This window comes from Pseudovibrio flavus (assembly GCF_009711345.1).
GTDB lineage: Bacteria > Pseudomonadota > Alphaproteobacteria > Rhizobiales > Stappiaceae > Pseudovibrio > Pseudovibrio flavus.
On the sequence record NZ_SMMA01000060.1, the window covers coordinates 167,012 to 179,252 of the forward strand.

Here is a 12,241-nt window from a genome sequence, read left to right on the forward strand (position 1 = left end):
CCCCTATTTATAAGGGTTACCGTTTCATTAAGAGGGGTAAAGCAAGAACAGAGAGTGGCGAGCGTTCCACGCACAAACACGTTTGCAAACCACCTAATCCGCGGAAAACCGTGGGTATCCTGAGGATTATGACGCCACAATCACCTGCGCCGCATTGCCTGCCTAGCGCCTTTAGGGGTAACCAAGACCTATGGGAAAAGAACTGATCGGCCAGGACGGCCCGGAGTCCGTAAATCTTAAAGATGCGTTGGAAGAGCGTTACCTCAGTTACGCCCTGACGACCATCATGCATCGTGCGCTGCCGGATGTGCGCGACGGCTTGAAACCTGTTCACCGGCGCATTCTATACGGAATGCGACTGTTGAAGCTCGACCCGGGCCAAGGCTTCAAGAAGTGCGCGCGTGTAGTCGGTGACGTGATGGGTAAATATCACCCTCACGGTGATGCCGCGATTTACGACGCTCTTGTTCGTTTGGCTCAGGACTTCTCCGTTCGCTACCCGATGGTGGATGGTCAGGGCAACTTCGGTAACATCGACGGTGATAGCGCCGCTGCGATGCGTTACACCGAAGCGCGCATGACTGACATCGCCAAGCGCGTACTGGACGGGCTGGACGAGAACGCGATTGACTTCCGCGAGACCTACGACGGCCTCGATAAGGAGCCTGTCGTTCTTCCGGGCAACTTCCCTAACCTGCTGGCTAACGGCTCCACCGGTATTGCGGTGGGTATGGCAACCTCCATTCCTCCGCACAACGCGTTCGAGCTATGCGAGGCCAGCCGTCACCTGATTGCCAACCCGCAGGCAGAAAACAAAGATCTTCTTCAGTTCATCAAGGGGCCGGATTTTCCCACCGGCGGCGTCATCGTCAACGATGAAGCCAGTATCCTTGAGGCTTACGAGACTGGTCGTGGCAGCTTCCGCACCCGTGCCAAATGGCACAAGGAAGAAGGCCAGCGCGGCTCCTACCAGATCGTTGTCACCGAGATCCCATATCAGGTTCAAAAGTCCCGCTTGATCGAGAAGACCGCTGAGTTGCTTATGGCGCGCAAGCTGCCTCTGCTCGACGATATTCGCGATGAATCGGCAGAAGACGTTCGCGTCGTTTTGGTACCGCGTAACAAGAACGTTGATCCTGACCTTCTGATGGCATCGCTCTTCAAGCTCACCGAGTTTGAAAGCCGCTTCTCCCTCAACATGAACGTGCTGTCTCAAGGCCGCATTCCAAAGGTTATGAGCCTGCGGGACGTTCTTAAAGAGTGGCTGGAGCACCAGAAGGAAACGCTGATCCGCCGTTCCAACCACCGTTTGGACCAGATCAACCACCGCCTTGAAGTTCTTGAAGGCTACCTGATCGCGTTCTTGAACCTTGATGAAGTGATCCGCATCATCCGCGAAGAAGATGATGCGAAGGCAGAACTCATTCGTGCGTTCTCTCTCACCGAGGTGCAGGCGGAAGCCATTCTCAACATGCGCCTGCGCTCCTTGCGCAAGCTGGAAGAAATGGAAATCCGCAAAGAGCACGACAAGCTTTCTAAAGAGCGTGACGGTCTGATTGCCCTTCTGGGTTCTGACACCAAACTCTGGAACCGTGTATCCAACCAGATTGCTGAAATCGGCAAGGCATACGGCCCGGAGACGGAACTCGGCAAGCGCCGCACCCAGTTCGGCACTATCGAAGATCACGACCTTGGCGATATTCAGCAGGCGATGATCGAGAAAGAACCGATCACCGTTATTGTCTCCGACAAGGGCTGGATACGTGCGCTGAAGGGCCATGTACAGGACGTTAGCAACCTCACCTTCAAGCAGGGTGACAAGCTGAAACTATCCTTCCATGCAGAGACCACAGACAAGCTGATCGTCTTCACCACAGGCGGCAAGTTCTTCACCATGGGCGCGGACAAACTGCCGGGTGGCCGTGGTCACGGCGAACCAATCCGCCTGATGTTCGATATGGAAGAAGGCCACGATATTCTCAAGGTCTTCGTACATAAACCGGACCGTAAGCTGCTTTTGACGTCAACCGAAGCTCGCGGCTTTGTGGTGAACGAAGCGGACGTTATCGCCAACACCCGTAAGGGCAAGCAGGTGCTCAATGTTACAGCACCGGCTGAGGCGCGCCTTTGTGTTCCTGCTGACGGCGATTACGTTGCTGTGATCGGTGAAAACCGTAAGCTTCTGCTGTTCCCGTTCTCGCAGATCGCTGTGATGACCCGCGGGCGCGGTGTGCGCTTGCAGCGTTACCGCGATGGCGGCATTTCCGATGCAAAGGTCTTTGCAAAAGATGCAGGCTTTACTTGGACAGACAGCTCCGGCCGCACATTCAACCGCACCATGGAAGAAATGAGCGACTGGACCGGCGACCGTGGACAGGCAGGACGCCTGCCTCCAAACGGCTTCCCACGTTCCAACAAATTCGGAGGCGGCGGCCTCTAGCTGCTCCCCAAACCCAAATGGAAAAGCCTGCCCTCATCGGCAGGCTTTTTTTGTATCCTGCTAAAGCAGAATGAACAGCACAACAGGCAGCGATAGAAGCGCGAACATGGTCGAGAACAACACGACGCTCGCAACCTCGCCTGCGTACTCGTTGGCATAGCGTTCTGCCATTAGGTATGCAAAGACGGAGCTGGGCATCACCGCCTCCAAAATGAAAGCGCCCCGAGCCACCCCTTCAAAAGCAAAGACATGCGCCAAACCAAACGCGACGATCAACGCGCTACCGAGATGGAAAAGCGCAATCAACGCCCCGCGCACCAGCATCTTGTATTGAAGCTCTGCGATTGAATAGCCAAGCGTCATAAGCATAAGCGGAATGCACGCACCGCCAATCAGTTCAAGACCATTTTGCAGGGGCAGAGGAAGTTTCGTCTGCGTAGCAATAAGAACAACACCAATCACCACGCCATAGATGTTCGGCGTTGTAACCAGCCTGCGAAAGCTGATAGAGCCCTGCGGCACCCATATGCCGATGGTGAACAATCCAACAACGATGACAATCCAGAACGCCAGCGCATAAGCCATCCCCTCCGCACCGAAAGCGAAGAACACAATAGGCAAACCCACATTGCCGACGTTACCAAAGCACAGTGCGTTGAGATAAACCCGAGGCTTCAACCCAAACACCCAGCAGAACACCAGCGCGATAGCAATGAAGCAGGCAACAACGGCTACAGCGCCATAAACCATCTTAGAAAATGCGAGAAAGCTGATGTGCTGGGCGGCAAGATGGGAAATCACCAGCGATGGCATCGCCACATTGGCAACAACGCTGTTGATCACACGGGGTTCAAAGGGCAAGCCACGTTTGGCGAAGAAGAAACCGCAAGAGGCTGCTAGAATAACCGGAAACATCACGGCTAAAACCTGCAGTGCGTTCCCTTCCATGCCTTGCCTTCTCCATCCAGTAGGTACAAAGGCAAAGCATGACAGAGAGGTTTTAAGGAACCACGCCCCTTACCCGTTAGGCTTTATAGGCAGGGTTAACAAACGGCAGCAAAGTGCAAACCAACGTATCTGTGTAAACAGACTGGCGAGTGATGTAATTGTCGGAAAGCAGACCAAAGGCACCGCCCTGATGCTTGATGTTTGTGGTGGCAAACACCTCATCCAGCGCATAGCCAAGCTCGGTGCCCGCCTTAACCAACTCCAGAACGCGGTCCGGTAATGGCAAGCTCAACGAGCGACCAGTTTCCAACTGGCCATCCTTGCTGACAATCGCCATCCAAGCGAACGTAAAGGCTTTGCCGCCGACTTCATCTATACCGCCTTCAAGACCAACCCAAAAGTCAGCCTCCGGCATGGCAGCGCGAGCGTTTTGGGCGCGGTTGACCGCCCCATCGCTAGTTTCACTATCACCCATCGGCTGGTCAGGAACGCCGGACGGTACATTAACGCTCTCAAAGGAGAGCGCATCACCTTCAAACTTCAGTTCGAACGCTGCTTTCACAGCGCCAACTTTAACCGGATTTCCCGAAGCTACGACAACGCGCATTTAGGCTTCCCCTCAAAAAATAAGCGGGCCATTGGCCCGCTTTAATAACGACGGATTACTTATCCGCTTGTTTTCAAAAGACGCTGCTTCTCGCGGTTCCAGTCACGAGATTTCTCGGTCTGGCGCTTGTCATGTAGCTTTTTACCACGAGCCAGAGCCACTTCCATTTTCGCACGTCCCTTGTCATTGAAGTACACCTTCAAAGGAACGATTGTTTTGCCTTCCTTGGCAATAGCTGCCGCAAGCTTGTCGATTTGACGACGGTGCAACAGCAGCTTGCGCGGACGGCGCGGCTCATGATTGAAACGATTGCCTTGCAGATATTCAGGAATATAGAAATTGAAAATGCGCATCTCACCGTTTTCTACGGCAGCGTAGGATTCAGCGACATTGGCCTTACCCTCGCGCAAAGACTTAACCTCGGTACCTTTCAGCTCGATACCGGCTTCGTACACATCTTCGATTTCATAGTTGAAACGGGCTTTCCTATTGTCCGCAACAACTTTTGGACCGGTAGAACTACCCTTTTTGGCAGCCATTTCTTTTCCTTAGATAAAGAGAAGCGGGGCGGTCCCCGCCTCTATCTGTTTTATTAGTTTATCAGACCTGCATGCACCATTGCAGCGCGGATTTTCTCTTCAGTTTCCGGCGCAATGGAGACAAGTGGCATACGCACATTGTTTTGCATCTTACCAAGCAAGGACAGAGCAAATTTCGCGCCTGTCGGGTTTGGTTCGATGAACAGTGCATTATGAAGTGGTGCCAAACGGTCCTGAATTTCAAGAGCAGTCGCATAATCACCTGCGATGCACGCTTCTTGAAACTGGCTGCAAAGTGCTGGTGCAACGTTTGCAGTAACAGAAATGCAGCCATGGCCACCGTGTGCCATAAAGCCAAGTGCGGTGATGTCTTCACCAGAAAGCTGGATGAAGTCTTTACCGCACAGACGGCGCTGCTCGGAAACGCGGGACATGTTTGCAGTCGCATCTTTCACGCCCACAATATTGGAATGCGCTTCGGACAGTTCCGCCATGGTCTGGCTGGTCATGTCGATCACGGAGCGGCCCGGAATATTGTAGATGAAGAGCGGCAGATCGGTAGACTGTGCGATGGCAGAGTAATGCGCCTTCAAGCCAGCCTGATTAGGCTTGTTGTAGTAAGGCGTTACGATAAGCAAACCATCTGCGCCAGCCTTTTGCGCATGCTGTACAAAATCAAGCGCTTCAACAGTGTTATTGGAACCGGCACCAGCCATAACTGGTACGCGACCGGCAGCAACCTCGATGCACAGCTCGATAACGCGCTTGTGCTCATCATGGGTCAAGGTTGGAGACTCGCCGGTGGTTCCCACGGGCACCAACCCGTGGGTGCCCTGTTTTATCTGCCAATCCACGAATTCCTGGAAGGCTTTCACGTCCACTTGTCCATCCTTAAAAGGAGTGACGAGTGCGGTGATTGATCCCTTAAACATTTCCAAGTTCCTCGTTGGATTACAGCAAAACAAAACACACCCATAAAAACAAAGGGGGTGCGGAGCGTCACAATAGTTATGAATGGCCGCCGCTTCAACGGTCATTACACTGATATCTAAAAGATTCGCCTAAAATACAACGACAAAATTCGGCCCCCATTTCTGGATAGGCTTCCAGCTCAATTATAGGCTTCACTATAGGGTACTTAAGGTTTCATTTACCAGTTTTATGGCATTCAAACCCTAGGAAAAACCTCTAAACTAAAAGAAGCCGTCGCACATTACCCCGACCCTACGAGTAACGGGACCCTGTTTGTATCATGCGTATTTCCCAAGCATTTCTCGCCGGTGCCAGCCTATTTTCCATAGTTATTGCTGTGAGCACCTCACCCGTTACAGCCGCCTATAGCGCGAGCACGCCCCAGCCAAAGCCTTTTTCTGCATCTTCTAACCCTGTCGATGTTGTAAGCAGCGTTGTCTCCCATGCACCACGCGCCAAGCCTTTTAGCGGCGGCACGGTAGCTAGCGCGCCACAAAGCGCAAGCCCGCAACCTGCCAAGCCTCTTGCTTATGCAAATGCTGGAGACCCGTTAGCGGGCCAGAGCAAGCTGCAAAACCACGTTGCTGCCGTTGCCCAGTACACCGTTATGGGTGACAGCATTCCAAGTTCCAATGCGCCTGTCAGCCAGCTGAAGGAAGCACTGACCTTGATGAAAAAAGGGCAGATTTCAGAAGCTATTGCCATGCGCAATGCGATGCCAGCAAACCTTGACCGCCGCATTATGGACTGGCAGTTGATGGTAAGGGGCGGACCTGAAGTACCAACCCATCTCATTACCGGTTTTGCAGCTTCTGCGCCTCATTGGCCAAGCCCAAAAATTGCCCGCGCCCGTGCTGAGGCAACACTGGCAAAAGCGAACCTGACACCGCATCAGATCATCGGTGCATTCGGTTCTTCCCCTCCAGAAAGCCTTGAGGGAAAAATAGCGCTCGCAACCGCTTATGTAAAAACGGGCAACAATTCAAAAGCTCGTGCCCTCGCTGCGCCAATCTGGCATACCGAGCTGCTTGAGGGCCGTGAGAACTCATTCCTCTCCACCTTCTCCAAAGTGCTTTCACAAGAAGACCACCGTCTGCGCACGGAGATGTTCCTCTATCGTGATCGCTCGCGTTCAGCAGAACGACTTCTGCCGAGGCTCTCGCGTAATCATCAGGCTTATGTGAAGGCTCGCATCGCACAAATCCGCGGCGCGAAAAACGCTGACAAGTTGTTGGCGAGTGTTCCCCGCTCCATGCGCAACGAACCAGGTTTGATTTTCGCAAAGGTCAAACAGGCTCGTAAAGCCTCTGACTATAAGACCGCTGCAGCGCTTCTTGAAAAAGCACCGCGCGATGCAAAAGCACTCGTTAATCCCGATGAGTGGTGGGTACAGCGGCGCGTTGTCTCCCGCATGCTTATTGAGCTAGGTGATCCAAAGCGCGCCTACAAGATTGCAGCAGGTCACGCGGCTGAAAGCCCAGCCGAATACACAGAGGCTGAATGGCACGCTGGTTTCTACGCCCTTCGCTTCCTCAACGATCCGCGAAGAGCCGAACCACATTTTCGCAATATCTTGAAGATTGCGCAGACGCCAATCACCCTTTCCAAAGCGCACTACTGGATCGGCCGCTCCAAGGAAGTAGCTGGTGATGCAAATGGTGCATTAGGTGCATACAGGAATGCTGCCCAGTACTCGACGGCGTACTACGGCCAGCTCGCTCTGACCAAACTCGGTTACACCAGCCTGCCATTACAGCCACTGCCAAAGGTAACAAGCGCAACGCGGCAGGCATTTAACAGTAACGACATGGTACGTGCCATTCGCCGGTTAGACGAAGCGGGCATGCATTCCGATACACTGCTGCTTTATCGCCAACTTGCGGAGAAGTTTTCTACCAACGCCGAGCTTCGTCTGCTCACGCAAATGGCTGAAGAAAAAGACCTCTACCAGTGGTCGCTCATGGCGGGCAAGGTGGCCCAAAAAGGACGCCTTGATGCAAGCACACTTGCCTACCCGACAGCTGCAATTCCGGCAAAGACGAAGATCACCAAAGGCGTAGAAAAGCCAATGGTTTACGCGATTGCTCGTCAGGAGAGCGCGTTTAACCCTGTCGCTAAAAGCCACGCAGGTGCTCTGGGCCTTCTCCAGCTCATGCCGGCCACTGCGCGCGCCACTGCCCGCAATATCGGCGTGCCTTACAGCACACGTAAACTCACCGCAGATCCGGCCTACAACGCAACACTAGGCGCGGCCCATCTTGGTGAACTCGTTGAAGAATTCAACGGCTCGTACATCCTGACATTTGCAGCTTATAACGCAGGCAAGAACAAGGTTTATGAGTGGATTGAACGTTTTGGCGATCCGCGCAGCGGCAAGATCGATCCAGTAGATTGGATTGAAATGATCCCTTACGGCGAGACCAGAAGCTACGTTCAGCGCATCACCGAAAACCTGCAGGTCTACAGGCACAAGATTGATGGAAAGCCTCTTGCAATCGCCAGAGACATAACCCGTTAATCATTATACATCAGCAACTTAGGCAAGTTACTTGAATCATTTTTCGAGCGACTTAAACCAACAAAAAGGGCGGAAGTTTCCGCCCTTTTTCGTCTCAACATATCGAAATGGAAGCTTAGAAAGTACGCTGTACACGCACCGTTGCACTTGCTTCGCTAAAGTCGTCTTCACCCTTCACGAATGTCTCTGCATATGCTGCATCGAAGCCAATTTCGAGCCCTGCAACTGGCGTCCACGCCACATCCCAATCCACCGCAAAGCGTGAAAAGTCATTGTGGTAGTTGTTGCTTGGCACTTCAACATTCATGAAACTGGTGTCAAAGTCGGTGCGGACCTCGGGTGTGAAGTAATGAGTGTAACCCGCTGAAATCGAATACGCATTGGTGTTCTTTGTCTTATTCCCGTCGGAATATGCATCATAAACATCATCTGCGTTCAAATAGCCAACGGCACCGTTGGTGTATTGGGCTTGCAACGCAATTGCATCGCCATCACCAAGCTCTGGCATATTGAAAATCGCACCAAGTCCAAGCGCCCATCCAAGCGTTGTGTCAGCACCTGAATCCAATGGACGAACCTCTTGGAATGCAGCTGAGAACTTTGCCGTTCCCCAGCCCTGATCAATCCGAGCCGTCACGATTGCCGAAGGTAGTCTATTTCCCCCTGCTCCGCTCCAAGTATGATCGGGCTGGTAATAGACACCCTCTACTCTGCTTGCAGGGTCTTCCAGAGAGGCAGAAACTGAAATACCGTTTTGAAGAACAGCGGTGTAAGCCGCCACCCATGTTTTATCATCTGCCCAGTTGCGGTTCAGCGAGCCATAGGTTGCGCCGGTGAAGAAATCAAAGAACGACTGCGTACGGCCAAAGGTGAATCCGTTGAACTGGATGTATGCTTGGTTCAATGTAAGATCAGGCCCGCGGGAGACATTCGTGCTATCCGAAGTCACGATCATCTCTGAATACGCCTTGATCAAACCAAACTCACTGTCGGTGTAAGCGTCCAGCGTAAGATAAGAGCGCGCACGATAGCGCATTCCTTCGTATTGACGCTCGGACCAGTTGCTCGGCGGACTACCAAAGTTCAGCGCCTGCGCATCCACACGCACACGCCCGCCAATACCTAGACAAGTGGTAGTGCCGGGAACGACAAAATATCCAGCACCATAAGCATCACAAATTTTAACGTAGTTTAGTGGCTCGGCGTAAACCGGAAGGGTTGGCTTTTCAGGCAAATCAGCTGCCTTAGCAACCCCGACCGGCGCCATAAGCCCGGAAAAAACGAGGGGTAAAACAATTCTTCTCAGCATAACAGGGTTCCTTTACCAGTCACTCAGACCTGCTGAACCGAAAAGGCAAAGCAGATCGTTCCCCGCATTGCTGCGTGATGAACACCCCAACTGAACGCTAGGCTGTTCTATCAAGAACAATACATGCTGATAGTCTTACCTATGGCACTTTTACGCAATTAACCGCCATTGGTTGGCAAAAAACGCCCGAAGAGTTCCAACTAGCGGATTCTTAAGCCTTCAAAACAATATGGGGTTTTCAGGAATTGAAATGCGTGGGGTAACACGCGCAAGAAGCCCCATCGTGAAAATCGCAGAGTTTTGCAGCCACAAATGGGGAGCCCGGCGGGTTGGAAGCCGCCGGGCTGAGAGACTGGTTGGAAGATCAGGAAAATCAAACCAACCATGACAAAGGCTAGCACAGCCTTTTCCATTCCTCACCTATTTAATTGTCCGCCCCATTTGTTCAAGGGCCAGTAACCGAGCACGGCTTCTCAACGTATACCTAGACAAAAGAAAGCTCCGGCAAGTTTCCCTGCCGGAGCTCACCTCAGCGGTTACCCGCCGAACCTAGCTAATCTGAAAGATCAAATTAGAATGCGTAGGTTGCAGTGAAGGTGTAGGTGGATTCCATTTCACCGTTGTTTGCATCGGTGACGTTGTCCCACTCAGCTTCTGCTGCGAAAGTCATAACACTTGCAGGAGTCCAGGTTGCGGTTGCACCGAAGTCAACTTCTGCGTCTGCGTCAGAGTCAAGCTTACCCCAGTCAGCAGTTACGCCGAGGTCCAGTTCGTCAGATGCTGCGTAAGCAAGACCTGCACCGAAGGAAACCTTAGAGTCTTCAATGTCGGTTACGAGCAGTGGGTTGTCGTAGTCCCATGCGTCATAACCAGCGCTCAGGTCTGCAGACAGAGCGTCGGACAGATCGAAGGACACTGCTGCATCAAGTTCGTAACCGTGACGGCCAGCAAGGTCGTGTGCGCTAGTGTCGGAATCTTCACCAGTGTAACCGAATGCCTGATCGTAGAGGATACCGGAGAGATCAAGAGTTGCGCCATTCATACCGAGGTCGATGGATGCGTCCGCTGCGATTGCGTAGCCAGACTCTTCATCGCCACCAGCAACTTCTTCCTGTACGACATGGTATGCAGCTGCGAAGTCAACAGAACCCCAGCCCTGAGTGATACCTACAGTACCGATAACATCCCACTCGCTCGTACCAGCTGCGCTGTATGCCATTTCAGATTCCTGAAGAGCTACTGCAGCAGTTACGCCGTTACCGAGGGACTTGGAGTAGGAGATGTACAGGCCGTCTTCAGCATCCCAGTAAGGGCCAAAGATGGAGCCGCCGTAACCCATGGAAAGTGCGCCCATGTCGTTAGAGATGGTGATGTAGGAGTCACCGCCGGAAACGGAACCTTCATCAGCCGCACGTGCATTAGTGTAGCCGTAAGAGAAGGAGATGGAAGTCTCGATCAGAGCAAATTCAGACTGGGTTTTCGCGTCGAAAACAACTTCAGAGTCTGCAGTTACAGTGAGGTCTTCCAGTTCAGCAGCAGTGTTGGTCCACTCAGCTTCAACTTCAGTCTCACCGGAGATTTTCAAGCAGGTGTCAGTACCTGGGATGAAGAAGTAACCAGCGCCGAATGCGTCACATACCTGTACGTAGTCAACTGGTTCAGCAACAACTGGCAGATCCGCAGCGGATGCGGAAGTTGCTGCAGCAGCTGCAGCAGCTGCGATAGCAATAGCTTTAACGTTCATAATTTCCTGACCTTCCAAAAAGTCTCTAATTCGAACCGTGAGCTGCGGTTTGGACCCGCTATTCGGTTCGAAAACCCCTGCGCCAGACGTTTCCCCGTCCGGCTGCTAGGTGAAAGTGACTAATTGTTTTGTCAGTAGCAATATCTACAGAGCTCGCCCCTTGGTTTCAGAGGCAGCCCCTAAAAACCGTGTGTCAAAACTGCAACAACGGATTTAGGCTAGCTGAAAAAAATTCAAAGCAAACAATTGGACCCATATAATATCTTTAAATACAATAACTTAATTCCAACCCGGAGAACCTACGCCTTAGCTTTATGTAATTTTTTGCATTCTGCATAAATACAATTCCCATTGTGGAAAAGTACCTACATTAAAACAAGAAAAGCCCCGACAGCTTTCGCTATCGGGGCCATGAATCCCCCTCTCCGAGGAGAGGATGACTACAAGATCAGCTGATCTTAGAAGTCGTGCTGTACACGTACGGTGAAGCGGGTTTCTTCTTCGTCAGCAACTGCAACGTCAGCAAAGTCGTTCTTCGCGTGGGAGAGAACACCAGCGATGCGCAGGCCAGCAGCAGGGGTCCAGTCTACGGAACCAGCTACAGCGTAACGGTCGTAGTCAAGAGCGGAACCGAAAGCGTCTACGTCGAGGTAGGTACCTTCAGCGCGCAGGGATACGTCTTCCATTACCTGGAAGATAACGCCAGCGCCGAGGGAGTATGCTTTGGTGGTTTCGATTTTGTTGCCGTTGAGAACGCCGTCGAAGTCACGTGCGTCAGAACGTGCACCAACGTAAGACAGAGCACCATCGGTGTATGCTGCGTTGAATACGATGGAAGAACCAGCGGTCAGCATGTCGAGGTTGAACTTAGCAGTACCCTGAACAGCGTAGCCGAATTCACCTTCTGCACCAGCAGCGGTTACTTCTTTAACTGCACCGTGAAGGTTCAGAGAGCCCCAGCCCTGGTTGTAGCCAAGACCAGCGATAACTGCTGGAAGACCACCGTCGTGAGCAACAGCTGCAGTGCCGTCGAATACGCGCTGATCACGCTCGTCGGAAGATTCGATACCAACGAAGCCAGTTACGCCAGCGCCGAGGTTCTTGGTGTAAGTTGCAGACCAAGTAACGGTATCGGACAGGGAGCGATCCACTGCGGTACCGTTC

General features: G+C 52.5%; 9 protein-coding genes. 2 read left to right on the forward strand and 7 right to left on the reverse strand.

Annotation, left to right across the window (positions count from 1 at the left end; all coding sequences use genetic code 11):
* Positions 1-190: 190 nt before the first annotated feature.
* A complete protein-coding gene (gene parC / locus E1162_RS09120; protein ID WP_155129761.1) occupies positions 191-2,440 on the forward strand; it encodes a DNA topoisomerase IV subunit A in 2,250 nt (749 codons plus the stop codon).
* A 60-nt stretch (positions 2,441-2,500) separates the two neighbouring features.
* On the opposite strand, the gene E1162_RS09125 is transcribed toward parC, so the two are convergent.
* From E1162_RS09125 to dapA, 4 genes are all read right to left on the reverse strand, one after another.
* The gene (locus tag E1162_RS09125; protein WP_155129764.1) at positions 2,501-3,388 is read right to left on the reverse strand and encodes an AEC family transporter; all 888 of its coding nucleotides are present in this window, start codon (positions 3,386-3,388) and stop codon (positions 2,501-2,503) included.
* Between the two features lie 76 nt (positions 3,389-3,464).
* Positions 3,465-3,995 (reverse strand): inosine/xanthosine triphosphatase, encoded by a 531-nt coding sequence (gene yjjX / locus E1162_RS09130; RefSeq protein WP_155129767.1) that lies wholly within the window; start codon positions 3,993-3,995, stop codon positions 3,465-3,467.
* Positions 3,996-4,054: 59 nt separating this feature from the next.
* Positions 4,055-4,534, reverse strand: coding sequence for an SsrA-binding protein SmpB (gene smpB, locus E1162_RS09135; protein WP_155129770.1), 480 nt, complete (start codon positions 4,532-4,534; stop codon positions 4,055-4,057).
* Positions 4,535-4,587: 53 nt separating this feature from the next.
* Positions 4,588-5,466, reverse strand: a complete 879-nt coding sequence (gene dapA / locus E1162_RS09140; protein WP_155129773.1) for a 4-hydroxy-tetrahydrodipicolinate synthase — start codon at positions 5,464-5,466, stop codon at positions 4,588-4,590.
* Positions 5,467-5,786: 320 nt separating this feature from the next.
* On the opposite strand from dapA, the gene E1162_RS09145 reads away from it, so the two are divergent.
* On the forward strand, positions 5,787-8,024 hold the full coding sequence (locus E1162_RS09145; RefSeq protein WP_155129776.1) for a lytic transglycosylase domain-containing protein: 2,238 nt from the start codon (positions 5,787-5,789) through the stop codon (positions 8,022-8,024).
* Positions 8,025-8,139: 115 nt separating this feature from the next.
* Here E1162_RS09145 and E1162_RS09150 read toward each other — a convergent pair whose 3' ends face one another.
* The 3 genes from E1162_RS09150 to E1162_RS09160 form a co-directional block, all read right to left on the reverse strand.
* Entirely contained in the window at positions 8,140-9,333 is a 1,194-nt protein-coding gene (locus E1162_RS09150) for a porin (protein WP_155129779.1), read from the reverse strand.
* 571 nt (positions 9,334-9,904) lie between these two features.
* Positions 9,905-11,077 carry a porin gene (locus tag E1162_RS09155; protein WP_155129783.1) on the reverse strand — a complete coding sequence of 391 codons (1,173 nt, stop codon included), beginning with the start codon at positions 11,075-11,077 and terminating at the stop codon, positions 9,905-9,907.
* Positions 11,078-11,535: 458 nt separating this feature from the next.
* Positions 11,536-12,241, reverse strand: a 706-nt coding sequence (locus E1162_RS09160; RefSeq protein WP_257098876.1) for an outer membrane protein, incomplete at its 5' end; no start/stop codon positions are given.